General features: G+C 37.6%; 23 protein-coding genes and 4 tRNA genes. 20 read left to right on the top strand and 7 right to left on the bottom strand.

All coding sequences use genetic code 11. The annotated features are described in order from the left end of the window. Window positions 1-11 precede the first annotated feature (11 nt). The 3 genes from GILLI_RS04895 (at window position 12) to GILLI_RS04885 (ending at window position 4,883) form a co-directional block, all read left to right on the top strand. On the top strand, window positions 12-1,739 hold the full coding sequence (locus GILLI_RS04895) for a TonB-dependent receptor (protein WP_006988008.1): 1,728 nt from the start codon (window positions 12-14) through the stop codon (window positions 1,737-1,739). Window positions 1,740-2,047: 308 nt separating this feature from the next. Then, window positions 2,048-3,175, top strand: coding sequence for a hypothetical protein (locus GILLI_RS04890; protein ID WP_006988007.1), 1,128 nt, complete (start codon window positions 2,048-2,050; stop codon window positions 3,173-3,175). 76 nt (window positions 3,176-3,251) lie between these two features. Next, window positions 3,252-4,883 carry an amidohydrolase gene (locus GILLI_RS04885; RefSeq protein WP_006988006.1) on the top strand — a complete coding sequence of 544 codons (1,632 nt, stop codon included), beginning with the start codon at window positions 3,252-3,254 and terminating at the stop codon, window positions 4,881-4,883. Between the two features lie 80 nt (window positions 4,884-4,963). On the opposite strand, the gene GILLI_RS04880 is transcribed toward GILLI_RS04885, so the two are convergent. Together GILLI_RS04880 and GILLI_RS04875 are read right to left on the bottom strand one after the other, a co-directional pair. After that, the gene (locus GILLI_RS04880) at window positions 4,964-5,743 is read right to left on the bottom strand and encodes a zinc metalloprotease (RefSeq protein WP_006988005.1); all 780 of its coding nucleotides are present in this window, start codon (window positions 5,741-5,743) and stop codon (window positions 4,964-4,966) included. 72 nt (window positions 5,744-5,815) lie between these two features. Then, complete coding sequence (locus tag GILLI_RS04875; RefSeq protein ID WP_006988004.1) at window positions 5,816-6,553, bottom strand: class I SAM-dependent methyltransferase; 738 nt, start codon at window positions 6,551-6,553, stop codon at window positions 5,816-5,818. 11 nt (window positions 6,554-6,564) lie between these two features. Here GILLI_RS04875 and GILLI_RS04870 point away from each other — a divergent pair, with 11 nt between their 5' ends. Further along, window positions 6,565-7,059: a YkgJ family cysteine cluster protein gene (locus GILLI_RS04870; RefSeq protein ID WP_006988003.1), complete on the top strand. Its 495-nt coding sequence runs from the start codon at window positions 6,565-6,567 to the stop codon at window positions 7,057-7,059. Window positions 7,060-7,132: 73 nt separating this feature from the next. Here the strand turns inward: GILLI_RS04870 and GILLI_RS19210 are convergent, their stop codons facing one another. Together GILLI_RS19210 and GILLI_RS04865 are read right to left on the bottom strand one after the other, a co-directional pair. Continuing rightward, window positions 7,133-7,339 carry a PLDc N-terminal domain-containing protein gene (locus GILLI_RS19210; RefSeq protein ID WP_006988002.1) on the bottom strand — a complete coding sequence of 69 codons (207 nt, stop codon included), beginning with the start codon at window positions 7,337-7,339 and terminating at the stop codon, window positions 7,133-7,135. Between the two features lie 27 nt (window positions 7,340-7,366). Then, complete coding sequence (locus GILLI_RS04865; RefSeq protein ID WP_006988001.1) at window positions 7,367-8,632, bottom strand: exo-beta-N-acetylmuramidase NamZ family protein; 1,266 nt, start codon at window positions 8,630-8,632, stop codon at window positions 7,367-7,369. A gap of 10 nt (window positions 8,633-8,642) precedes the next feature. Here GILLI_RS04865 and GILLI_RS04860 point away from each other — a divergent pair, with 10 nt between their 5' ends. Further along, the gene (locus GILLI_RS04860) at window positions 8,643-9,878 is read left to right on the top strand and encodes an ABC transporter permease (RefSeq protein ID WP_006988000.1); all 1,236 of its coding nucleotides are present in this window, start codon (window positions 8,643-8,645) and stop codon (window positions 9,876-9,878) included. An 80-nt stretch (window positions 9,879-9,958) separates the two neighbouring features. Continuing rightward, window positions 9,959-10,939 carry a PLP-dependent cysteine synthase family protein gene (locus tag GILLI_RS04855; protein WP_006987999.1) on the top strand — a complete coding sequence of 327 codons (981 nt, stop codon included), beginning with the start codon at window positions 9,959-9,961 and terminating at the stop codon, window positions 10,937-10,939. An 11-nt stretch (window positions 10,940-10,950) separates the two neighbouring features. On the opposite strand, the gene GILLI_RS04850 is transcribed toward GILLI_RS04855, so the two are convergent. From GILLI_RS04850 to GILLI_RS04840, 3 genes are all read right to left on the bottom strand, one after another. Further along, window positions 10,951-11,334, bottom strand: coding sequence for a hypothetical protein (locus tag GILLI_RS04850; RefSeq protein ID WP_006987998.1), 384 nt, complete (start codon window positions 11,332-11,334; stop codon window positions 10,951-10,953). Further along, window positions 11,331-11,561, bottom strand: coding sequence for a hypothetical protein (locus GILLI_RS04845; protein ID WP_006987997.1), 231 nt, complete (start codon window positions 11,559-11,561; stop codon window positions 11,331-11,333). Before GILLI_RS04845 ends, GILLI_RS04850 begins: the two co-directional genes overlap by 4 nt. Window positions 11,562-11,836: 275 nt before the next feature. Beyond that, window positions 11,837-12,400: a hypothetical protein gene (locus tag GILLI_RS04840; protein WP_006987996.1), complete on the bottom strand. Its 564-nt coding sequence runs from the start codon at window positions 12,398-12,400 to the stop codon at window positions 11,837-11,839. A gap of 77 nt (window positions 12,401-12,477) precedes the next feature. On the opposite strand from GILLI_RS04840, the gene GILLI_RS04835 reads away from it, so the two are divergent. The 14 genes from GILLI_RS04835 (at window position 12,478) to tuf (ending at window position 23,432) form a co-directional block, all read left to right on the top strand. Continuing rightward, entirely contained in the window at window positions 12,478-13,170 is a 693-nt protein-coding gene (locus tag GILLI_RS04835; protein WP_006987995.1) for an SGNH/GDSL hydrolase family protein, read from the top strand. 83 nt (window positions 13,171-13,253) lie between these two features. After that, the gene (locus GILLI_RS04830; protein WP_006987994.1) at window positions 13,254-14,537 is read left to right on the top strand and encodes a DUF2851 family protein; all 1,284 of its coding nucleotides are present in this window, start codon (window positions 13,254-13,256) and stop codon (window positions 14,535-14,537) included. Window positions 14,538-14,553: 16 nt separating this feature from the next. Beyond that, the gene (locus tag GILLI_RS04825; RefSeq protein ID WP_006987993.1) at window positions 14,554-14,784 is read left to right on the top strand and encodes a hypothetical protein; all 231 of its coding nucleotides are present in this window, start codon (window positions 14,554-14,556) and stop codon (window positions 14,782-14,784) included. A 213-nt stretch (window positions 14,785-14,997) separates the two neighbouring features. Beyond that, window positions 14,998-17,076: an amino acid carrier protein gene (locus tag GILLI_RS04820; RefSeq protein WP_006987992.1), complete on the top strand. Its 2,079-nt coding sequence runs from the start codon at window positions 14,998-15,000 to the stop codon at window positions 17,074-17,076. Window positions 17,077-17,089: 13 nt separating this feature from the next. Continuing rightward, complete coding sequence (locus tag GILLI_RS04815) at window positions 17,090-17,968, top strand: ComEA family DNA-binding protein (protein ID WP_006987991.1); 879 nt, start codon at window positions 17,090-17,092, stop codon at window positions 17,966-17,968. Window positions 17,969-18,130: 162 nt separating this feature from the next. Continuing rightward, window positions 18,131-19,291: an acyl-CoA dehydrogenase family protein gene (locus GILLI_RS04810; RefSeq protein ID WP_006987990.1), complete on the top strand. Its 1,161-nt coding sequence runs from the start codon at window positions 18,131-18,133 to the stop codon at window positions 19,289-19,291. Between the two features lie 419 nt (window positions 19,292-19,710). Then, a complete protein-coding gene (gene rpsU, locus GILLI_RS04805) occupies window positions 19,711-19,905 on the top strand; it encodes a 30S ribosomal protein S21 (protein ID WP_040506838.1) in 195 nt (64 codons plus the stop codon). A gap of 180 nt (window positions 19,906-20,085) precedes the next feature. Continuing rightward, the gene (locus GILLI_RS04800; RefSeq protein WP_040506431.1) at window positions 20,086-20,973 is read left to right on the top strand and encodes a tyrosine-type recombinase/integrase; all 888 of its coding nucleotides are present in this window, start codon (window positions 20,086-20,088) and stop codon (window positions 20,971-20,973) included. Between the two features lie 35 nt (window positions 20,974-21,008). After that, the gene (gene hpf, locus GILLI_RS04795; RefSeq protein WP_006987987.1) at window positions 21,009-21,314 is read left to right on the top strand and encodes a ribosome hibernation-promoting factor, HPF/YfiA family; all 306 of its coding nucleotides are present in this window, start codon (window positions 21,009-21,011) and stop codon (window positions 21,312-21,314) included. A 96-nt stretch (window positions 21,315-21,410) separates the two neighbouring features. Further along, window positions 21,411-21,484 (top strand) — tRNA-Thr (locus GILLI_RS04790). A 228-nt stretch (window positions 21,485-21,712) separates the two neighbouring features. Beyond that, window positions 21,713-21,794 (top strand) — tRNA-Tyr (locus GILLI_RS04785). A 57-nt stretch (window positions 21,795-21,851) separates the two neighbouring features. Further along, window positions 21,852-21,924: transfer RNA gene (locus tag GILLI_RS04780), tRNA-Gly, on the top strand. Between the two features lie 188 nt (window positions 21,925-22,112). Next, window positions 22,113-22,184, top strand: a tRNA-Thr gene (locus tag GILLI_RS04775). 60 nt (window positions 22,185-22,244) lie between these two features. Further along, the gene (gene tuf, locus GILLI_RS04770; RefSeq protein WP_006987986.1) at window positions 22,245-23,432 is read left to right on the top strand and encodes an elongation factor Tu; all 1,188 of its coding nucleotides are present in this window, start codon (window positions 22,245-22,247) and stop codon (window positions 23,430-23,432) included. The last annotated feature ends 48 nt before the right edge of the window (window positions 23,433-23,480 follow it).

Here is a 23,480-nt window from a genome sequence, read left to right as displayed (position 1 = left end):
AGAACTTCTATATGCAAATTCTTTCATACAAAAGAAGCCTGTTTTTAATTTCATTTTTACTTACATCGGCATTGTTTGCCCAGGATAAACCTTTGGGCAGCGAAACGGTGATTGTGGTGAAACCTTACACCCCATCTGTAAGTGATGCATTCAAAATAAAAGAAACCCCTAAATTAGGCGATTCTGTAAGTTTGGAGAAAAAACCTGTTAAATACAGTATTTTCTCGGTACCGGTAGCGTCTACTTTTACCCCTTCCAAAGGCCAGGCAACAAAGGTAGAGCGCGAAAAAAGAGTAAAACTTTTTAATAATTATGCGACCTTGGGTTTTGGAACTTATTCCAATATCCTGGCAGAATTTTACAGCAATCTTGAAGTGAATAGAAGTGATAACTTCGGAATTTTTCTCACTCATAATTCATCTCAGGGTGGAATAGAAGAAGTGTTGCTGGATGACACCTTCTATAATACAGAACTAAATTTGAATTATAATTCCAGAAACCGAAAAAGCTCCTGGAAGACGGAACTTGGGTTGCAACATCAGTTATTCAACTGGTATGGGCTCCCTGAAGGAAGGAATTATTCAAATGAATTTTTGAATAGCATAGATCCTACACAAAACTATTATTCAGCGTTGGTGGGAGGGGAGTTGGAGCTTTATGATTCGTTTTTGGAAACGGCAAAAGCCAACTATCGTTATTTTGGAGATTCTTATAATTCCATAGAACATAACTTTAAGGCAGACGCAAATTTTGAGATCAATATTGCCGATGAACTCATCAATACAGTAATTTTTGCAGATGTCCTGAATGGAAATTTCAACCGAAGCTTTAATACTTCCGAAGAAATAAATTATACTCAGATGATTTTTGGGATCACACCTAGTTTATTGATCTTAAGAGATGATCTTACATTAAATTTGGGAGCCTCATTTGTATATGGGCTGGACGCAGAAAACTCTGATAACAATTTTTATATCTATCCACAAGTAACGGCCAGTTACCGGTTGGCTGGAGATTATTTTATTCCGTATGCCGGTTTAGAAGGTGGGTTAAAACAGAATACTTACTATAAATTCGCCCAGGAGAATCCCTATGTTTCTCCTACTTTGAATATGCTCCCAACAGATAAGCCGTTTGATGCATATCTTGGTGCCAAGGGAAAGCTTACCAACAGCATAGCATATAACTTTAGAGGAAGTTATATGTCTGAAATCAATAAAGCGCTTTTTCAAAATAATTTGACCAATGATTTAAATCCTCAGGATTATAGCTATGGAAATTCCTTTGGGGTAGTTTATGATGATGTTAAAACAGCTTCCTTTTTTGGGGAACTCAATGTAGATGTTAAACGTAATTTTAGATTGGGATTAAATGCGACTGTTTTTAGTTATACTTCAGAATTTGAAGAAGAAGCCTGGAATTTGCCAAATTTTAAGGCTTCCATTCTTGCCGATTATCAAATCACTGAAAAATGGTTTGCCGGTGCTAATTTATTTTTTACCGGAGAACGTAAAGATAGGAGACAGTTTTTATCGGGTGTCGATGGCCTAAGTACACAAACAATAACATTAGATAGTTTTGTGGACCTTAATGCTAATTTGGGTTACAGGTTCAATGAACAACTTTCAATCTTTGCAAGGGGGAATAATTTATTGGGAGAAAGCTATCAGCGCTGGTCCAATTTTCCTGTGCAGGGTATTCAGGTAATGGCGGGTGCTACCTATAAATTCGATTTTTAAACATTTTTTTATTTTTAAAGCAAAAGGCTGTCTTTAAAAGGACAGCCTTTTGCTATTAGCCCAATCGATCTAACTGATTAAATACTCTTAAATTAATCCCATTCCTATTATAAAAGGGGTTTATATTCCTTTATATTACTGGCAATTATTGGGAATTTATTTTTATAATACAATAATTTTAAGCCAGGTAAATCCAGTTTTTTTGATGAGATTCTTAACATTAAGGCAACATAGGAAGCATTTAATTAACTTAATATTGCAGCTTAAAATTTTTCAATATACTTTTGAAACCAATTTAAGCTTTCTAGATGGCAAAATACAATCGTAGTGACCGCTCACGTCCATATCTCAATGTCCTGGACTTTATGGTACAGGAAAAAACGTTCCTGGGAATTGTTATAGTTGGTTTGGTGCTGGCAGGAATATTTACTGGAAATACCCGGGCAGCGATGTGGTTGGGATTCTTTTTTGCAGCCTATGCAACGGTTGCTAATGACAGTATTCAATCCCTGGGGACTTTTATTGAAAGCAATAAAGCACGTCCCTGGTGGATCATGTGGCTGTTTATAGGAGGGATTTTTCTAGCTACGGTAACCTTTAGCTGGATTTATTTTGATGGGGATGTTACCTATCAGAGGCTATTGAAGCCGGATGGTACCACAAATTATCCACATCCCGTAAATTTCAGTTTCTTCCAGATAATCGCACCCCTGATCCTGCTGATACTTACCAGATTAAGAATGCCGGTTTCAACAACTTTTCTTATATTAAGTGTTTTTAGCGCAGATACTTCCGGAATAACTTCGGTAATATGGAAATCCTGGTCTGGTTATATTTTAGCTTTTATCCTGTCTTTCCTGGTGTGGTACCTTTCTTATAATGCCATTAAAAAATATTTCAAAAGCCGTAAATTTCACAAAAGCTGGCCGGTAATTCAGTGGATTGTAAGTGGAACGCTATGGGGAGTTTGGGTGATGCAGGATGGAGCAAATATCGCTGTGTTCTTACCGAGGCAATTAGATGCTTTTCAATTTATAATATTTTCTGCAACAATTTTTGCCGGATTGGGGTTGTTGTTTTACTTAAGGGGTGATAAGATTCAGAGCGTTGTTAGTGAAAAAGTGCGGATTTCTGATGTTCGCGCAGCTACTCTTGTAGATTTAACCTATGTGATCCTGCTAATTTATAAGCTCTTTATTAGTACTGTTCCTATGAGTACTACCTGGGTTTTCTTAGGAATTATTGGAGGTAGGGAAATTGCAATTAGCCTCGCCAGAAACAAAAAAGGTAAGAAACATCGCAAAAAGGCGGGAAGAATGATCTTTAAGGATTTCTCCTACGCCATGATAGGTTTGGCCGTTTCAATAGCGCTTGCAGCTGGAGCAAATCCAAGTATTCGGGAAGCCATTTTGGAGTCCGTTTCAGGAATATTTTAGAAACATTTAAACAAAATATGGAAAATGTGCTCCAGTTGTGGGGCGCATTTTTTATTTTTAACAAAAAAATAGCGAGATGTTAAAAAATATAGCAGGACTTTTTTTACTTATTGGCTTATTTTCAGCCTGTAATTCTAATGAAAAACCAGCTGCGGATCTTCTGGTTTTCAATGCGGAAATTTATACCGTAGATGATGATTTTTCTTCCGCAGAAGCTTTTGTAATTAAAGATGGTAAATTTCTGGAAACGGGAACGACTGAATATTTAGAGAATAAATACGATTTTAAAGAAAAGCTGGATGTAGGTGGAAAGACCATTATTCCTGGGATTATTGATGCTCATGCCCATTTTTACCGACTTGGTTTACAACAGCAAAAGGTTGATCTCACCGGTACCCAAAGCTTTGAGGAAGTAGTGCAGCGCATTGTGGATTTTCAGGAAACCAGAAATGTTGATTTTATTACGGGTCGCGGTTGGGACCAAAATGATTGGGAAGTAAAGGAGTTTCCTAATAAAGATACTTTAGACCTGCTTTTTCCAGATACCCCTATCGCAATTACGCGAATAGACGGACACGCCCTTTTGGCCAATCAGGCAGCTTTGTATCTTGCCGGTATCACAGTAAACACTCCTGCAGATGGTGGCGCTATTGAAATAGAAAACGGTAAGCTTACAGGTATTTTGATAGATAATCCAATGGATTTGGTTGCAAATGCACAGGAGGAGCCTTCTTTGGAGGAGCAAACCACAGCTTTACTTGAAGCCCAGAAAATTAGTTTTAGTTACGGGCTTACAACGGTGGTCGATGCAGGAATAGATAAAAACACCATTCAGTTAATGGATAGTTTGCATAAGGAAGGCAGCCTGAAGATCAGGATATATGCAATGATAAGCAATACACCCGAAAATCTTAATTTCTACCTGGGCAAAGATCCGCTTAAAACAGAACGACTAAATGTACGTTCGGTTAAGTTTTATGGAGATGGAGCCTTAGGTTCCCGGGGAGCTGCATTAAAAGAGCCATATTCAGATAAAGACGGGCATTACGGAGCTTTACTTTCTCCAATAGAAGATTTTAAGGAAACCGCAAAAAGGGTTGCAAATTCCAAATTTCAGCTAAATACACATGCCATTGGAGATTCTGCAAACAGTGTGGTTTTAAAAACCTATGATGAACTTTTATCCTCTTCAGAGAACAGACGTTGGAGAGTGGAACATTCTCAGGTTATCGATGAAGCAGAATTTAAATACTTCAGTAAAAATATAATTCCATCTGTTCAGCCTACGCACGCAACAAGTGATATGTATTGGGCGGAGGACAGGCTGGGAGCAAAGCGTATTGAAGGAGCTTATGCCTTCAAAAAATTGGTGGATCAGGCTGGTATCATAGCTTTGGGAACAGATTTCCCGGTAGAAGAGGTGAGTCCGTTTTATACCTTTTATGCTGCGGTAGCCAGAAAGGATCTTGAAAATTATCCTGAGGGAGGTTATAAGATGGATCAGGCATTGTCACGTGAGGAAACTTTGAAAGGAATGACAATTTGGGCTGCTTACAGCAATTTTGAGGAAGATGAAAAAGGAAGTATCGAACCCGGAAAATTCGCCGATTTTATAATTCTTGAAAAGAATATCATGAAAGTTCCCGAAGATGAAATCCCGAGCATAAAGGTTTCTCAAACCTACGTGAATGGGGAGCAGGTTTTTTAAGAGAAATTAATCCCGCCCGTCTTTTACGGGTGGGAATTCATAGAGGTTTTAGCTGTTTCTTGTTACTCCTAACCAAAACGCTATCGGCCTCCATTGGCCTGTAGATCCCGAATACAAAGATCTTCAAGTTGGGGTATTTGATTATCCTCGGTCGTTTCTAAAATCCCTATCCCAAAAGAAACATTTGCCATCATCAGGCAGTCTTCAACATTGCAATGCGCTTCGCTTTCGCTATCCTGATGATTTACCTGCATGGGAGAGCCAAGGTCTACCAATCCAAATAAATGGCCAAACTCGTGATTTACAACCGTGCTTTCTACCGTGCTTTTATCCGGGGCATTTATCCTTCTGGCGATGGTTTTAAGAGTTTCACCATAAATCACCATGGAAGTATTCCTGTAAGCCGATCCCAGGATCACCTTGGTGTTGCTGTCACCTTCATTACTTCCATCGGCAAAATAAATGTACACGGCAATTTCATCCCCTGCATTAAAAAGGAGGCGTTCTTCTGCCTCAATTTCTACAATTTCTTCTATTTTAAAAGGAGCTTTTCCAGAAGTTGCAACAGCTCTGGTTGTTATGGAAACTCCGTCCGGCTTGAAAGTTCTTTTGCTTAAAAAATCAACTAGATTATCCAGTGTTTTTTGGGAAGGCTCATATCCCGGTACATAAACCATTTCAATACGGATTGATGTGAATTTTTCGTCGCTAAGAAGTTCATTGGCGGAGGCTCCAAGAGTCCTTAAATTTGCGCTTTTATTTACTCCAGAATTTCTTTCCTCAAAAGAAGAATCATCTTTGGAACATCCAAGAAATACTAAAACAAGAAAACAAACGGACAGGATTTTTTGAAAGTTCATGAATATGAGTTTACAAGGATTAAAACTAATAAATAATCCTTTACGAATGCTTATAATGTGTATTTTTAGAATCTATTTTATAGATAATTCTGCCAGATAATCGTAATGTTCTCCTTTTTTCAACATCTTACAGGTAAATCCGTTTTTTGCAGCTGCCAGTTCAAGGGTGTCAAAATCAAGATATAACCAGTTAAATTCTGTTGAGGTTTCGCCTTTATAACTTATACTGAATTGCAATTCACCATAATAAGGAGCTTCCAAATCAACCCAAATTCCTCCATCCTCCTCTTTATCAAAAAGATAACTAAGATCTGAAGAATCGATCAAAACCTTTCCATCTTTATTTAAAAGCTTTTTGGTATGCTGAAAAAAGTCATCCAGATTACTAAGTTTGCCAATAATCCCGGTACCATTCATCAACAAAAGAATAGTGTCGAATTTTACATTCTTCAAGCTGAAGTAATCGATATTCCGCACATCTTTAATTCCCCGTAATTTGCATATTTCAATAGCTCCTTTTGAAGTGTCTATCGCGGTTACTTCCAAATTTCTTTCATTTTGAAGATAGAGCGAATGGCTTCCGGCACCACATCCTGCGTCCAGTACTTTTCCGGCACAATTTTTCAGGGCTTCCTTTTCTAAAGGAGGCATTTCCTTAAAACTTCGGAAAAGATAAGGTACTGGGATTTCATCGTCGTCAAAATCTGGGGAATGAACGATGATCTCAGTTTCGTCTTTTTCATGAAAATATCCCGCGATCGCTTTCCCAAACACATCGATATCTTCCTTGTAGCTGTCCTGCTTCTTCATATATTTGCACTATGGAAGAAATTTTGAAAAATCTCCCTGAAAAGGCCAAAGATAAGCATAAGGAAAATAAAAAATTCTTCGCGAAACTTCGAAAAAAAACGCCTAAACATTTGGATGCCCAAATGAAGGATATGCATGAAGAAGAGTTTGCCAGAACCAATTGTTTGGAATGTGCCAATTGTTGCAAAACCACGGGCCCGCTTTTTACCAATAAGGATATTGAAAGGATCTCAAAACATTTTAAATTAAAACCTTTTCAGTTTATTGAAACCTATCTGCGGGTGGATGAAGATAATGATTTTGTGTTGCAAACGGTTCCCTGTGCGTTCCTGGGAGCCGATAATTATTGTTCCATTTATGAAGTACGCCCCAAAGCGTGCCGGGAATACCCGCATACAGATCGTAAGGATATTCATAAAATAGGCAATTTAACCATAGAAAATACTTTTATATGCCCGGCAGCTTTTAATATTGTGGAGGAGATGAAAAAGCGGATAAAAATTTGATTTTGAGAGTTAAACTCACCACAGCATCATTCCCCGCCATAAAGACCAGGTAAATAGAATTTAGACAGGCCGTCTAGGGATTTTCTCTCCGGTACTTTTTGTTTAGTATAAAGTATAGAATTGCTCCAAAAAAAGGTAAGAAAATTATTATCAGGATCCAGATAATCCTGTTCCGGGGATTAAATTCATATTGGAGCATGTGGATTATAGCCAATATGGGCAATATTAATAGCGCCAGATAAAAGCTTTGCAATAGATAATTTGATACAGCCAATAACATAGGATATCCATTTAAATATTCCGACCATTAATATAATAAATATTTCGCACGATTTGTTTTAAATTTCTCTAAATTTTTTTGCCAGCTTCCCCTTATTTCTTCTTCTGAAAGTCCGTTTTCAATTTGTTTTTGTAGTGTTGTCTCGCCAGCAAGTTTGGTGAAAAATGGATTAAAGAACTGAGATTTATCTGAAGTGTTGTTGTATGCCGCGATGAGCCAGGATAAATTGATTCTGTCTGTTTTCGGGTAGTTTGTGAGATCTTTGCCATAACATAGTTTTCCTAAGTGCTTCGGATTTTTAGCACCTTCCATAGCTTGCGGGGTATAGGTGTAATCAAAAAAAGCTTTATTCAAAAAAGGAGATCCAAACACCTGAAATTGGTTTTTTGTCCCTCTTCCTGCATTTACATTGGTTCCTTCAAAGAAACATAAGCTGGGGTATAGGTTGATGGCCAGATCATTTGGTAAATTTGGAGAAGGTTTTACAGGAAGGCTGTAGGATTTTGTATGATCGTAATTCGTCAATTTAATCACTTTCAAATCACATTGCACTCCGTTTTTAAGCCATTTTTCGCCGTTGATCATTTGTGCGTATTCCCCCATTGTTAGACCGTGAACCACCGGAACGGGATGCATTCCCACAAAACTTTGATGACTGGGGTTTAAAACTGGACCATCTATATAATGACCGTTTGGGTTAGGCCTGTCCAAAACGATGAGCGGAATATTGTTTTCTGCGCTGGCTTCCATAACATAATGTAAAGAGGAAATGTAGGTGTAAAATCGGGCTCCCACATCCTGAAGATCAAAAACGAGTATATCAAGATCTTTTAGTTGTTCCGGTGTGGGTTTTTTATTGTTCCCATAAAGAGAAATAACAGATAAGCCGGTTTGAGGATCTTTTCCATCTTTTACGGTTTCCCCGGCATCTGCGGTTCCCCGAAAACCATGTTCCGGAGCAAAAACCCGAACAATATTGATTTCCAGTGCCACTAAGGAATCAACCAGATGTGTGTATTTTTTTTCTTCGGAAGTATTGCCGGTGGAATTTAAGATCAGCGAACTTTGATTCCCTACAATGCCTATCCTTTTATTCTTTAGCAATGGTAAATATTCCTCAATCCTTTCGGCACCTACGAGTATCCTTTGGTAATCTTTAGAAGAAATTTTATCAGACAGGGTATTAATATCCGCTTTTGGATTTGAAATTTCGTTTTGACCTGTACTCCTTCCGCAGGAAACAATCGTGATAAGAAGGAATAAAAATGTATTTTTGAAGAATCTATTAATCATTGAGATCGTATTGAATTTTGAGTTTTTTATAGCCAAAAGGCTTATCAGCACTAAAAAGTATAAAAGTAGCATTTCGGCTCCGATAATAAAAATCGCGATCGCCGCCATTGCCATTGGAGTGATCATGATGTTGGTTTCTTTTGCCACGGGAATGGGCTTACAGCTCAAGATACAGGAGAAAATCGCTGCTTTTAATGGCCATATTATTATCTCAAACTACGATAATAATAGTTCACAGGTTTCCCTAATGCCGGTTTCCCTGGATCAGGATTTTTATCCGGAATTTAAAAGTGTAGAGGGGATTACCCATGTGCAGGCAGTTGCTTCTAAAGCCGGGATTATTAGAACCGAAACCGATTTTGAGGGAATTATCGTAAAAGGCGTTGGTGCGGATTATAAATGGGAGAATTTCGAGGATTTCCTGGTAGAAGGTGAACTCCCCGATTTTAGCGAAAATTTAAATGAAGAGATCCTTATTTCAAACTTTTTAGCCAGGAGAATGGGATTTAAAATTGGGGACAAAGTAATCACATATTTTCTTAGGGAAGATGCTAACAGGCCTCCGTTGCTTAGGGCTTTTGAGGTGAAGGGAATTTACAGTTCCGGATTTCAGGAATTTGATGAATTGTATATACTTGCAGATATCCGTCATATCCAGCGACTCAACAGCTGGGAAAAGGATCAGGTTGGTGGGTTTGAGGTTTTCATAGAAAATTTTGATCAAATTGACAAAAAGGGAGGGGAAGTCTATGAGAATACCGGTTCCCTGCTCGATACCCAAACAATTAAACAAAAGTATTATTCCATTTTTGAATGGTTATCGCTGTTCGATTTTAATATTGCGCTCATAATTGGAATCATGATCCTGGTGGCAGGAATTAATATGATAACAGCCCTATTGGTACTCATACTGGAGCGAACTCAAATGATTGGGATTTTAAAAGCTTTGGGAGATGGGAACTGGAGCATACGGAAAATCTTTCTTTATAACGCCGCATATTTAATAGGATTGGGATTATTCTGGGGAAATTTAATAGGCTTAGGATTGCTTTTTATTCAGAAGTATTTTAAACTTTTCCCTTTAAATCCAGAAACGTATTACGTCACTGAGGTTCCGGTCTATATAGGATGGGAATATATTGTAGGAGTTAATCTGGGGACCTTAATTTTATGTCTTTTAATGCTTTTGATCCCTTCTATTGTAATCACTAAAATTTCTCCCGTTAAGGCAATGAAATTTGACTAAGAATTCTCATTTCACTCTATTCTTCATTTCCTTGGAAAGGTTTTAAGATAGAATTACATTTGCACTTTCAAAATTAAACTATGGATTACGCTGAAAATATATTAGGTACTATTGGGAACACCCCAATGGTTAAAATGAATAAACTAACCAGGGAAATAGATGCTCTGGTGCTTGCTAAATACGAAACATTCAATCCCGGAAATTCTGTAAAAGATAGGATGGCGGTGAAGATGATCGAGGAAGCCGAGGCTGAAGGTCGCCTAAAGCCAGGAGGAACAATTATAGAAGGTACTTCCGGAAACACCGGTATGGGACTAGCTCTTGTAGCTATTACAAAGGGATATAAAATGGTATGTGTGCTTAGTGATAAGCAAAGCAAGGAAAAGATGGATATTCTTCGTGCGGTTGGGAGTGAAGTGGTGGTGTGCCCAACAGATGTTGCTCCCGAAGATCCAAGATCGTATTATTCTACATCAAAAAGACTGGCAGAGGAAACTCCAAATTCCTGGTATGTGAATCAATATGACAATCTATCCAATACGAAAGCGCATTATGAAAGCACTGGCCCGGAGATATGGAAACAAACCGATGGTAAAATAACTCACTTTGTGGTAGGAGTGGGAACTGGAGGAACTATTTCGGGAGTTGGTAAATATTTGAAGGAACAGAATCCGAATATTAAAGTATGGGGTATAGATACCTATGGATCTGTATTTAAGAAATACCATGAAACGGGTATTTTTGATAAGAATGAGATCTATCCTTATGTAACCGAGGGGATTGGGGAAGATATTTTACCAAAAAATGTGAATTTTGATATTATAGACGGATTTACAAAAGTGACGGATAAAGATGCCGCAGTTTATACACGACGTCTTGCCAGGGAAGAAGGAATGTTTCTTGGAAACAGTGCAGGGGCTGCAATTAAAGGTTTGCTGCAACTAAAGGAGCATTTTACAAAGGATGATGTTGTGGTGGTCTTATTTCACGATCACGGTAGTCGTTATGTAGGAAAAATATATAACGATGAATGGATGCGAAAAATGGGTTATTTAGAGTAACCATTTGTATATTAATATTGAAGCGTCCGGTTTGGACGCTTTTTTTTTGATGAAATAAATTGAAACGAATAGAATAACAAAGCTCCGCAAAAATACATAAGCACGTCTATCCAGTCTGAAGTATACCTGTTCTCAACCTGGGGTAAATACCACTCAAAATAGATTGCATAAAAGGAAGTGAGGGTGATTATTGGCAATATTGGCAGCAGGATAGCATTATCTTTTTTTATGAAATGCACTGTTTTCAAACATATAGTAAGTACCACCGGCATACAAAGAAAATCATTTACATAGGAAGTTATCCAGGTTGGCATATCGACATTGGCCAAATTAAGTATCCCTATACTTAGGAAGGTGAAAACGGCACTAAAAAAGAAGATATAAACAGGTTTCATACCAGGAAAAGTGCAACTACAAATGCCAAAGTTAATCCCACGACCATAACCACGATCCAAACTGTATAACCCGTCTTGGCAAAACCTCTTATTATAGGGTTTTTATGTTCTTTTAAAGGGGTTTTAAAGCCTATGTTAAGAGGGTCGGTTTTTCGATTCCTTTTCTTTTTATTAGGAATAGGATCCTGGTTTTTTTTGTTGGCACGAGCATTTTCTTTGGGTTTCATATTTTTGGTTCCAGGGACTAATTTTTAATCTCTCATCAAGGGTTTAACCCGCCGGACCGCAGGGCAGGTTCCATTTTCCGAAAGCTATCGGGATGCCTCGAAATTTTAATTGTTTTTTAATTCATTCCTCGTGGTCTATTGAGGTTCTTGATAAAAGGAATAAGATAAATAAAAAGCTTCCTATTCCAAAAAAAATTAAAAATACTTAGGGATAGTTTAACAAAAAACCCTGCCAGGAAATGGCAAGGTGCTTTCAAATTTTTGAAAATTAATGCTTACTCCCAGCCCCATTGTGGTTCCGGAGTTGCTACTGGTTTTGTAAGATCAAAAGTTACATTGAACTCGGGATTTGGGGAACCTAATCGCTTGAGGTTATATGTAAAGGTTTTTTCATCCAGAGTGATCCACCAGGCATTGGTTGAGGCGTAGGGAATCAAATTTGCAGTTTCCTGATCGGCTGGGAAAAACTGAATAGTATCCAATCCCGAATTTGTGCTTGTACCCCCATATTGGGTTACCTTATCTTCACTTCCATCTTCGTGACGGTGGTCATGTTTAAGTTTTATCCTGTCGTCTTCATACGTGAGTACCCAGGTTCTGGATTTGTCATCCCCCACATAAAATGGAATCGTAATCCTGCCATCTTCACAGGTTCGAATAAACATGGTTAAGGTTTTTCCGCTGAAATCATCGTTTTTTATATGTTCTGCTAATTTGCCTTCATAGGCTTTTCCGCAGTGGGATTTAAGGTTTTCCCAGAATTGAGCCGCTCCAGATTTTTCCTGGGAAAAAACCATAGTTCCGGACAGAATAAGAACTGTTAAAAGAATTTTTTTCATGTTGGTATTTCTAAGATTATCGTAAAATTGTTTTTAATTGACCAAAATACATTAATTTGAAATCAAAAGTCTTTCCTATGAAAAAATTATTATTTCTTTTAACCATTTTTGGATTTGTATCGGGATGCAGTTCCACTTCAGAAATAGTTAATTCCAATGAGGCAGATTTTAGTTACCTCGCTTTAGGAGATTCCTATACCATAGGAGAAAGTGTGCCGGAAGAACAACGATGGCCGGTTCAGCTTTCAGAACAGCTACGGGCGCGCGGCTATAAGATGGCAGCACCAAAAATTATTGCAAAAACAGGGTGGACCACCGGAAATCTTTTAGATGCCATAGAAACCGAGATCAACGTGCAGCGGGATTTTGATCTTGTTTCCATTTTAATTGGAGTAAATAACCAATATCAAAATAAAAGTATTTCGGATTATGAAACTGAATTAAATGAACTTTTTCGAAAAGCGATCAATCATTCCCGAACCCGTGAAAAAGGGGTTTTCGCATTGAGTATCCCGGATTATGGAGCCACACCTTTCGGGGAAGAAAATTCAGAAATAATAGGTAGGGAAATCGATGCATTTAACGCTGTTTTTAGAAAAGTTGCGGAAACTTATAATGTAGCTTTTTTTAATATTACTCCCATTTCCAGGGAAGCAAAAACCAATCCCGAACTAACCGCAGATGATAAGCTTCATCCCAGCGGACTTATGTATACTTACTGGGTAGATTTGATAATTGATGAAGTTGCGAAGAAACTTCCTGAAAAGTAAAACTGAAATTTTACAACTAAATTGTGGAGTTTGTAATGGATTATTAATCAATTTGTTAACTAAAAAATGCTTATTTTTAGTTGATGCAGGAAGATTTTCTACATTACATCTGGCGCTTTAAGAAATTCGATTTTGGCAATGCCAGGACAGTTTCCGGTTTGCCGGTGACCATCATAAGTACCGGAACTGCAAACCTTAATTCCGGACCCGATTTTTTTAATGCAAAGATGAACATAGGGGAGCAGTTGTGGGCTGGAAATGTTGAGATCCATATAAATTCTACAGATTGGTATTTGCATAATCATGAAACCGATCCTAATTATGACAATGTAATACTGCACGTGGTTTGGAAGGATGATGTAGAAATATTTAGAAAAGATAATTCTCCCATTCCAACGCTGGAATTGCAACATTTGATCCCGGAAATAACACTACAAAATTATAGGAATTTACTAATTGCTCCCAATGATAAATGGATTAATTGTGAAAAGGATTTCGGTAAATTTGAGGATTTCGAAATGAATAACTGGTTGGAGCGAATGTACTTTGAACGCCTTCAGGATAAGTCCGAAGTCATACTGGAACTTTTGAAGAATTCAGGAAATAACTGGGAGGAAGTTTTGTTTAAATTGCTGGCCAAGAACTTTGGTCTCAATGTGAATGGCGGGGCCTTTTTAAATATGGCGCAGAGCATTGATTTTAAGATAATTCAGAAAAACCAGAATTCCCAACTTGCATTGGAAGCCCTTTTTTTAGGGCAATCGGGGTTGCTGGATGGGCACATAGAAGATGTTCAATTCAGCAAATTTCAGAAAGAGTATAAATTTCTTAAAAATAAATTTCGCTTGGAAAATGACTATGTGGAAAGGGCGAAATTTTTCAGGTTAAGACCCAATAATTTTCCCAATATAAGGCTCTCACAGCTGGCTGGCTTATATCATAAGGTACCCCATCTTTTTTCAAAAATAATCAAGGCAAAAGACAAATCTCAACTCCATGAAATTTTTGACGTAGAAACTTCAGATTATTGGAAAACCCATTATTCCTTCGATAAACCTCATCCTTCAAAGAGAAAACCCTTGACAAAAAACTTTAAAGATCTATTGATTATAAACACCTTGATACCTTTAAGGTTTTGTTATTCAAAAAAAACGGGAGTAGGAGCGAGTGAGGATATTCTGGAATTGATGGAAGAAATAATTTCAGAAAAGAACGGTATTACAGCAAAATTCAATAAATTAAGAGAGAACACTTCCATAAATGCATTGCAGTCCCAGGCATTACTTCATTTAAAATCTAACTATTGCGATAAAAATTTATGTTTGAATTGTAATTTTGGAATAAAATTAATTCAGGGTTTTAGGTAATTCTTATATTTGTGCTATGCTTAAATTTATTTATTCTATCCGTCATTATTTTGAACGAAATGGTTTCTATGTGTCTTCCAGGTTGGCAGATAAGATGGGTATTAGAGCCAAAAGCATACGTTTATTCTTCATTTACTTATCATTTGCCACAATGGGAGTAGGATTTGCCGTCTATTTGACCCTTGCTTTCTGGTTAAAAATAAAGGATCTTATCTATACAAAGCGCACTTCGGTTTTTGATTTGTAAGGGTGTTAAACTTCTGTTTTTCAAATAATTGCGTTTAAATTACTTTTTAATTCATTGTGATTTAGCTGAAAGCTATTGGTGAATCAAAATTTGAGTTATTATTTAAATTAACAAATCATTTACATTTTAACTTGTAAAAATTTGAAAAAGGCTATTTTTTTAGCAACTTGCTACGCTGTAAAAATAACCTAAATTAACAATTAATAAATCTTTATGAGAAAGTACTTACTTTCATCGCTTTTTATCTTTTCCATGTTTTCCGTATTTGCTCAGGGACTTCAGGTGGAGGCAAAAGTTGGAAATCCATCTAAATTAATTAATGACGGTTTTATAGACCTAGAGGTTACCGGAGGTACTCCTCCCTACACTTATAAGTGGGACAACCAATCTACTCCATTATCTTCTCAACGATCTGAAGGATTGGCAGAAGGTATTGCGAATACGGTAGTTATTTCTGACGCTGCAGGTACATCAATTACCAAATCATATACCATTAAAGCAGAAGCGATCACTGAACATTTTAACGGTACTTTCGTTCCTATTGTTGCCAGCATTGAAAAAGTACTTTTCTGGGATTTATTTTCTGCCATAGGGATTTATGATCCGGTTATTTATGCAGACCTCAAAAATGTACCGGTCACAGGCTGGACACCTTCTGTTGAAGACAGGTTTGTATTGAAACAATGGTTGAAACCTGAAGGTAGCAATGTGGATGAAGGAGAGGAAATAGCAATCGTATCTTCAGATAAAGGAGATGATATTACTATAATGGCAAATGCTTCCGGAACCCTTCGTTATTTGGTCGATGAAGGAAAGGTGATTTACAATTTCGAAAACAAAAAACACATTATAGAACAGGGAGCGCACAATCTTGCTCAAATAGAATACGAGGAGGGCATTCCTTTGCTTCATCCTAATGGTGACCAGCAAACTAAGAATATTCCTTTTATTGTAGTTTGGTTGTTGTTTGGAGCTTTATTTTTCACCCTAAGAATGGGCTTTATTAACATTAAAGGATTCAAGCATTCTCTGGATCTTGCCAGAGGTAAATATGATGATCCTAATGCACCTGGACAGGTTACGCATTTTCAGGCATTGGCAACGGCCGTTTCCGGAACTGTAGGTTTAGGGAATATAGCCGGGGTTGCTGTGGCAATTTCTTTGGGGGGTGCGGGTGCCACTTTCTGGATGATCCTTGCAGGATTCCTGGGGATGTCTTCAAAATTCGTGGAATGTACGCTTGGTGTAAAATATAGATTTATCAATAGCGAAGGTCGTGTTTTTGGTGGTCCAATGAATTATTTGAGATACGGACTCGAAAAGCGAAATAAAAAGGGACTAGGAAAAGTACTTGCCGCTATGTTTGCTGTTTTGGCAATTGGAGCTTCTTTTGGAGGTGGAAATATGTTCCAGGCCAACCAGTCTTTTGAGCAGCTTGAAGGTATGTTTCCGTTTCTTGTAGGAAATGGTTTTTGGTTTGGAGTGGTAACAGCTTTATTGGTTGGAGTTGTAATTATTGGAGGAATTAGCAGTATTGCCAAGGTTACAGGTAAAATTGTGCCTGTGATGGCAGGAGTTTATATCCTGGGATGTTTAACCGTAATTGGAATAAACATAGAGAATATTGGACCTGCATTTACCGCAATAATAGATGGAGCTTTTAGTCCAAGCGCCTTAAAAGGTGGAATTATAGGGGTGTTGATCGTTGGTTTCCAGCGTGCTGCATTCTCGAATGAGGCCGGGGTTGGATCGGCTGCGATTGCGCATAGTGCGGCAAAGACCAACCATCCACCTTCAGAAGGTTTTGTGGCTCTTTTAGAACCTTTTATAGATACGGTAGTGGTTTGTACACTTACCGCTTTGGTGTTGATCTTTACAGGAAAACATGAAGTGGTTGGAATAGCCGGAGCGCAGTTAACATCGGATGCTTTTGGAAGCGTTATCTCATGGTTCCCATATGTTCTGGCAGCAGCAGTATTTCTTTTTGCCTTCTCTACCATGATTTCCTGGTCTTATTATGGAATGAGAGCCTGGACATACCTCTTTGGTAAGAGTATTAAAAGTGAAATTGTTTATAAAGTATTGTTCCTTGTATTTGTAGTTGTAGGAGCCTCAGTAAGTCTTGGTGCTGTACTGGATTTCTCAGATATGATGATACTGGCGATGTCTTTCCCTAACATTATTGGTTTATATATAATGTCCGGAGAAGTAAAGAATGATCTTCGCGATTATGTTAAGAAGCTTAAAGCCGGCGAACTTTATAAAACCCCCGAAAAAGCTAAGGCCTCCTAATGAATTAGAAATAATGAAAAATTTTAAATCCCATTTTATTTTCACCAGGAGTGAACAAAATGGGATTTTTTTATTGGTATTAATCGTCGTAGTCCTTCAGCTGGTTTATTTCTTTGTGGATTTTACTCCGTCCGAAAAAAGATATGAGAAACAGGAGAAAGAGCTCACAGAATTTCAAAAAATAATCGATTCTATTAAAGATTCTGAAAAAGAGAATGTTGGAGCTGAGATCTTTCCTTTTAACCCAAATTTTATTACAGATTATAAGGGATATACCCTGGGAATGACTCCGGAGGAGATCGATAAATTACATATTTTCAGGGCAGAGGAAAAGTGGGTTAATTCTGCTGAAGACTTTCAGAAAATTACAGGGATTTCAGATTCTCTTTTCAATGAAATCTCACCCTATTTCAAATTTCCTGACTGGGTAAATTCAGAAAAGCCCTCATATTTAAAAAGAGCACCGGTCACTTCTAAAACCCAACCTAAGAACAGAAAGGACCTCAACCTGGCTACCCTGGAGGATTTAACCGGCATCTATGGTATTGGAGAGGTGTTGGCTGGAAGAATTATAAATTACAGGAATAAAATTGGTGGTTTTTTGGATGACATCCAGCTTAAAGATATTTATGGGCTTAACTTTGAAGTTCGGTCTGAACTTCAAAGCCAGTTCACAGTTCTTACAATTCCATCTCACACAGTTCATGATATTAATGAAGCTACCGTTCTCGAACTAGCAGCTGTTCCTTATATTGGGTATGAATTAGCCCGGGAAATAATAAATTATAGATTGTTGAACGAAAAAATCGATAATTTTGAAGAATTGGCAAAAATTAAGGACTTTCCTTCAGAAAAAATAGACCGAATTGCATTATATTTGTCCGTAAAATAAAGAATTTGAAATTGGCTGTTTAAAAGCTAATCCAATCCTGACTAAATCATACCAAAAATCCTGGCCATATCTTTTTTATGTAGCAGGATACTTCCGGGCAGGATGCGATTTTCTTTATTTATAAATCGGTCTTAATTGAATTAAGTATTAAATTTAATGAATATGTATTTTACAGAAGAGCATGAACTTTTCAGAAAAAGCTTCCAGGAATTTTTGCAGAAGGAAGTTGTGCCTCACATTGAGAAATGGGAGGAAACAGGGACTATAGAACGTTTTATCTGGAAAAAATTCGGAGACATGGGATATTTCGGTTTGAATTATCCGGAGCAATATGGAGGACTTGATCTGGACCTTTTTTATACCACAATATTTTTAGAGGAATTACAAAAGATAAATTCTGGTGGATTCGCGGCAGCTATGTGGGCTCATTCCTATCTGGCAATGACACATTTACTGAAAGAAGGAGATGACAGAATTAAAGAAAAGTACCTGGCACCAAGTATAACCGGGGATAAAATAGGATGTCTTTGTATTACTGAGCCTTTCGGAGGATCGGATGTTGCAGGGATGAGAAGTACCGCTGTGAAAAAGGGAGATGTCTATATTCTTAACGGATCCAAGACCTTTATCACCAATGGGATTTATTCAGATTATCTAATAGTTGCGGCCAAGACAGCTCCTGAAAAGGGAGGAAAAGGAATGAGCATTTTTGTGGTGGACCGGGATAGTCCTGGAATTTCGGCCACAAAATTGAATAAATTAGGATGGAGAGCTTCAGATACAGCAGAAATTGCATTTGATAATGTTGAGATCCCTGCAGAAAACCTGATGGGGGAAGAAAACCTGGGCTTTAACTACATCATGCAGCATTTCGCTCTGGAACGTCTTATTATGGGTATAAATGCACACGCCCGCGCAGAATTCGCGTTGGATTATGCCATTAATTATATGGGGGAACGCGTAGCCTTTGGAAAGACAATAGATCAATTCCAGGCGCTGCGGCATTCTGTTGCAGAAATGGCCAGTGAAGTTGAAATGTGCAAAGAATTCAATTATTCTATAGTTAAAAGAATGATCGATGGAGTTTACGTGGTGAAGGAAGCCAGTATGTCCAAACTTTTATCTACCAAGATCGCAGATGAGGTGATCTATAATTGTCTTCAGTTATTAGGCGGTTATGGATATATTGAAGACTATCCAATGGCGAGAATGCTTCGGGATAGTAGATTGGGTCCCATAGGTGGTGGAACTTCGGAAATCCTTAGGGAGATTATCGCTAAAATGGTGATCGATAAAAAGGAATATAAGAAGGCAGCAAGATAGCGTGAGATCAATATTTTGGCGAAAATTCAATTTTTTTATCGCTAAAATGGTGATCGATAAAAAGGAATATAAGAAGGCAGCAAGATAGCGTGAGATCAATATTTTAGCGAAAATTCAATTTTTTTACCGCTAAAATGGTGATCGATAAAAAGGAATATAAGAAGGCAGCAAGATAGCGTGAGATCAATATTTTAGCGAAAATTCAATTTTTTTATCGCTAAAATGGTGATCGATAAAAAGGAATATGAGAAGGCAGCTAGATAGATTCAAAATTCAAGGTTCAAGATTTCGGTTCTTGATGTTTAGCCTAAGGCTTAAAGCCTACGGAATAAAAAATAAATATTAATAATAAGAAAGGTTGCAGGATTCCCTAAATGAGTTATCTTTGCACCTTAATTTTAATGAAAGGAGGTGACACTATGTTAATTATACCAGTTAAAGACGGAGAAAATATCGACAGAGCGCTGAAGCGTTTTAAAAGAAAATTTGATAGAACCGGAACAATGCGCCAGCTGAGAAGCAGGCAGGCATTTACAAAACCGTCTGTTGAACGTAGGGCTCAGGTCCAGAAAGCTGAATATATTCAGAATTTAAGAGACCAGGAGGAAATTTAGATCCTTTGTTTAATTTTTTTGTTTATTGATTATTTTCGGTAAATCTAAAAGTTGCTACAGATTTTAAATTTGCTTTATTTTAAAAGTTATTTAGAATAAGAAGCCCTGCTTCAAGGGTATTTAAATAAACCACTGTTGGTAAGTCAAAGTTTTATAACTTTGTTTACCAACAGTTTTTTTATGCCCTTCGATCAATTTTTGGATTACCTGTTACTGGAAAAAAAATATGCTTTAAATACGGTGAAAGCCTATGAAGCAGATCTTGGCGCATTTGCAATCTTTATAAAGAAAGAATTTAAGGAGGAGGATCTCAAAAGTATTCACTACAATCAAATCAGGAATTGGATAATAGCCTTGGTAAATGCTGGTTTAACCACCCGAAGTGTTAACCGGAAGATCTCCTCGTTAAAAGCTTATTATAAATTTCTTCTGCGTACAGGTCAAATAGATGTAACTCCTTTGGCTACTCACAAGTCCTTAAAAATCAAAAAAAATATACAGATCCCTTTTTCTGAAAACGAAGTAGGGCAAGTAATCAGCTCCATTTTTCCTAACAATTTTAAAAATTCCCGGGACCTCTCTGTTATAGTATTGCTTTACGCCACGGGAATACGGCGGGCGGAACTTATTGGCATTACTATAAAGGATCTGGACCTGAAGAATAATTTGTTAAAAGTTCTTGGAAAGCGAAACAAGGAAAGGTTTGTCCCGCTGCTTCCGGAAATTGTATCGCTTCTTGGTATTTATTTGAAATATAGAGAGGATTTGGTTAAGGAAGAAACTCCTAATTTATTTATAACAGAACGCGGCGTTAAATTGTATGAAAATCTTGTTTATAGGATTATTAATAATTACTTTAGTCTGGCATCCAAAAAGGCAAAAAAAAGTCCTCATATTTTAAGACATTCTTTTGCTACACATCTTTTAGGTGAGGGTGCAAATTTAAATGCAGTAAAAGAATTATTAGGTCATTCCAGTTTAGCGGCAACACAGGTATATACCCATAATAGTATTGCAGAATTAAGCAAGGTGTATAATAATGCTCACCCCCGCCAGACTAAAAAGTGATTTTTAAATTATTGTTTAATTAAAATTTTTAGGAGATGAAAGTAAATGTGCAATCAGTAAACTTTAATGCGGATCAAAAATTAATCGATTTCATCCAGGTTAGATTGGATAAATTGGAGCATTACTATGATAAGATTATTTATGCAGATGTTTTTCTGAAAGTTCAGAATACAAGTGGGAAAGAGAATAAGATCACTGAAATTTTATTGAGTATTCCGGGTGGGGATGTTATCGTAAAAAAAACCTGTCGAAAATTTGAAGAGTGTGTAGATGAGTGTGTTGGAACTTTGACGAGGCAATTAAAAAAGAAAAAGGAAAAAATGAACGCCAAAGTATCATAATTTTTTTGCAGATTTGTTTTGTGAAAAGAATTAAATGTATACATTTGCAGTCCGTTAGAAATAGCGGACTTTTTTATGCTAAAAAAGTTATGAAAGGCCGATGTAGCTCAGCTGGCTAGAGCAGCTGATTTGTAATCAGCAGGTCGTGGGTTCGAGTCCCTCCATCGGCTCTGAAATTTTGAATTGAAAACCGCTTAGGTTTTGTACTGTGAGAGGAATTTTGCTTTACGAAATAAGGATAAAAAGTTAATCCTGAGTGAATTCGAAGTGTGTTCCTTTATTGATTTTGAAATTTTGAATGAAAAGCTTTGTTAATGGTGAAATTTATATTTAAATTTGCCCCTCGAAAAAATAAGCCAAAGTTCAAACTGGTTCTGTGAAATATTGATTTTTTATTTGGGGAGATACTCAAGCGGCCAACGAGGGCAGACTGTAAATCTGCTGACTACGTCTTCGCAGGTTCGAATCCTGCTCTCCCCACAAATCACTTTTAAGTGATTTATCCAACACGAAGCATTCTAAGGATGTTTCAATTTTGCGAAAGTAGCTCAGTTGGTAGAGCGTCAGCCTTCCAAGCTGAATGTCGCCGGTTCGAACCCGGTCTTTCGCTCTAGGAAAAGGATGTTGCGCCCAGTGCGTAGCTCCCCGCTCCAAGAAAGAATTTAAGCCAAGCGCTTTATTCTTCTGAGTAGGTCATCACCCCTGAGGTTAGATCACTCAATTAAATATAGCAGCGTTTTTTAGAGCAGCTGTTTGAATTATCTCCATAAGTGTGACTTAGTGGGGATAGTCTTTTTTGCCGACGTAGCTCAGGGGTAGAGCGTTTCCTTGGTAAGGAAGAGGTCACGAGTTCAATTCTCGTCGTTGGCTCTTAATGATTTGCATTAAATTGAACACTAATATATAACTAAGATTAAATAATTATTAATTATGGCAAAGGCAACTTATGATCGTTCCAAACCGCACCTAAATATTGGAACGATTGGACACGTAGATCACGGGAAAACAACATTAACTGCAGCTATTACTAAAGTAATGGCTGATGCTGGTTATTCAGAAGCGAGTGCTTTTGATCAAATCGATAATGCTCCCGAGGAAAAAGAAAGAGGTATTACAATTAACTCATCGCACGTTGAATATGCAACGGCTAACCGTCACTATGCACACGTTGACTGTCCTGGTCACGCGGATTATGTGAAGAACATGGTTACTGGTGCTGCTCAAATGGATGGAGCTATCTTAGTGGTAGCTGCAACAGATGGTCCTATGCCACAAACTCGTGAGCACATACTTTTAGGTCGTCAGGTTGGTATTCCAAGAATCGTAGTTTTCTTGAATAAAGTTGACTTGGTAGATGATGAAGAACTTTTGGAATTAGTTGAAATGGAAGTAAGAGATTTGCTTTCTTTCTACGAATATGATGGTGATAATGGACCTGTAATTTCAGGATCGGCTCTTGGAGCTCTTGAAGGTGATGAAAAATGGTCTAAAACTGTTTTGGACTTAATGGAAGCTGTTGATTCCTGGATTGAATTGCCGGAACGTGATGTTGATAAACCATTCTTGTTACCTATCGAGGATGTATTCTCTATTACTGGTCGTGGGACTGTTGCAACTGGTCGTATTGAGACTGGTGTTGCAAATACCGGAGATCCTGTAGAGATAATCGGGATGGGAGCAGAGAAAGTGACTTCTACCGTAACTGGAGTTGAGATGTTCCGTAAAATTCTTAACAGAGGTGAAGCTGGAGATAACGTAGGTATACTATTAAGAGGTATTGAGAAAACTCAAATCTCTCGTGGTATGGTTATTTGTAAGCCAGGTTCTGTAAAGCCTCACAAAAAATTCAAAGCAGAGGTTTACGTTCTTAAAAAAGAAGAAGGTGGACGTCATACTCCATTCCATAACAACTACCGTCCTCAGTTTTACGTACGTACAACTGATGTAACTGGAACTATTACTTTGCCAGAAGGTGTTGAAATGGTTATGCCTGGAGATAACTTGACCATTCACGTTGAATTGTTACAAACAATTGCGATGACCGTTGGTTTGCGTTTTGCTATCCGTGAAGGTGGTAGAACAGTAGGAGCTGGTCAGGTAACTGAGATTTTAGACTAATTAAATCTATATAAAATTAAGGTATCCTGCCTAAGGTGGGATGCCTTA

This window comes from Gillisia limnaea DSM 15749 (assembly GCF_000243235.1).
In the GTDB taxonomy this organism is placed as follows: domain Bacteria; phylum Bacteroidota; class Bacteroidia; order Flavobacteriales; family Flavobacteriaceae; genus Gillisia; species Gillisia limnaea.
Note: the sequence above shows the minus strand (reverse complement) of the source record. Positions and strands in the feature narration are given on the sequence as shown.

Bases quoted from the DNA above. Each gene is read 5' to 3' on its own strand.
- rpsU (WP_040506838.1), top strand. From the start codon at position 19,711: ATGTTAATTATACCAGTTAAAGACGGAGAAAATATCGACAGAGCGCTG.
- GILLI_RS04870 (WP_006988003.1), top strand. From the start codon at position 6,565: ATGGAAGAAATTTTGAAAAATCTCCCTGAAAAGGCCAAAGATAAGCAT.
- GILLI_RS04845 (WP_006987997.1), bottom strand. From the start codon at position 11,561: ATGAAACCCAAAGAAAATGCTCGTGCCAACAAAAAAAACCAGGATCCT.
- GILLI_RS04875 (WP_006988004.1), bottom strand. From the start codon at position 6,553: ATGAAGAAGCAGGACAGCTACAAGGAAGATATCGATGTGTTTGGGAAA.
- GILLI_RS04820 (WP_006987992.1), top strand. From the start codon at position 14,998: ATGAGAAAGTACTTACTTTCATCGCTTTTTATCTTTTCCATGTTTTCC.
- GILLI_RS19210 (WP_006988002.1), bottom strand. From the start codon at position 7,339: ATGTTATTGGCTGTATCAAATTATCTATTGCAAAGCTTTTATCTGGCG.
- GILLI_RS04835 (WP_006987995.1), top strand. From the start codon at position 12,478: ATGAAAAAATTATTATTTCTTTTAACCATTTTTGGATTTGTATCGGGA.
- GILLI_RS04850 (WP_006987998.1), bottom strand. From the start codon at position 11,334: ATGAAACCTGTTTATATCTTCTTTTTTAGTGCCGTTTTCACCTTCCTA.
- GILLI_RS04885 (WP_006988006.1), top strand. From the start codon at position 3,252: ATGTTAAAAAATATAGCAGGACTTTTTTTACTTATTGGCTTATTTTCA.
- GILLI_RS04830 (WP_006987994.1), top strand. From the start codon at position 13,254: ATGCAGGAAGATTTTCTACATTACATCTGGCGCTTTAAGAAATTCGAT.
- GILLI_RS04880 (WP_006988005.1), bottom strand. From the start codon at position 5,743: ATGAACTTTCAAAAAATCCTGTCCGTTTGTTTTCTTGTTTTAGTATTT.
- GILLI_RS04810 (WP_006987990.1), top strand. From the start codon at position 18,131: ATGTATTTTACAGAAGAGCATGAACTTTTCAGAAAAAGCTTCCAGGAA.
- GILLI_RS04840 (WP_006987996.1), bottom strand. From the start codon at position 12,400: ATGAAAAAAATTCTTTTAACAGTTCTTATTCTGTCCGGAACTATGGTT.
- tuf (WP_006987986.1), top strand. From the start codon at position 22,245: ATGGCAAAGGCAACTTATGATCGTTCCAAACCGCACCTAAATATTGGA.
- hpf (WP_006987987.1), top strand. From the start codon at position 21,009: ATGAAAGTAAATGTGCAATCAGTAAACTTTAATGCGGATCAAAAATTA.
- GILLI_RS04825 (WP_006987993.1), top strand. From the start codon at position 14,554: ATGCTTAAATTTATTTATTCTATCCGTCATTATTTTGAACGAAATGGT.
- GILLI_RS04890 (WP_006988007.1), top strand. From the start codon at position 2,048: ATGGCAAAATACAATCGTAGTGACCGCTCACGTCCATATCTCAATGTC.
- GILLI_RS04865 (WP_006988001.1), bottom strand. From the start codon at position 8,632: ATGATTAATAGATTCTTCAAAAATACATTTTTATTCCTTCTTATCACG.
- GILLI_RS04895 (WP_006988008.1), top strand. From the start codon at position 12: ATGCAAATTCTTTCATACAAAAGAAGCCTGTTTTTAATTTCATTTTTA.
- GILLI_RS04800 (WP_040506431.1), top strand. From the start codon at position 20,086: ATGCCCTTCGATCAATTTTTGGATTACCTGTTACTGGAAAAAAAATAT.
- GILLI_RS04855 (WP_006987999.1), top strand. From the start codon at position 9,959: ATGGATTACGCTGAAAATATATTAGGTACTATTGGGAACACCCCAATG.
- GILLI_RS04815 (WP_006987991.1), top strand. From the start codon at position 17,090: ATGAAAAATTTTAAATCCCATTTTATTTTCACCAGGAGTGAACAAAAT.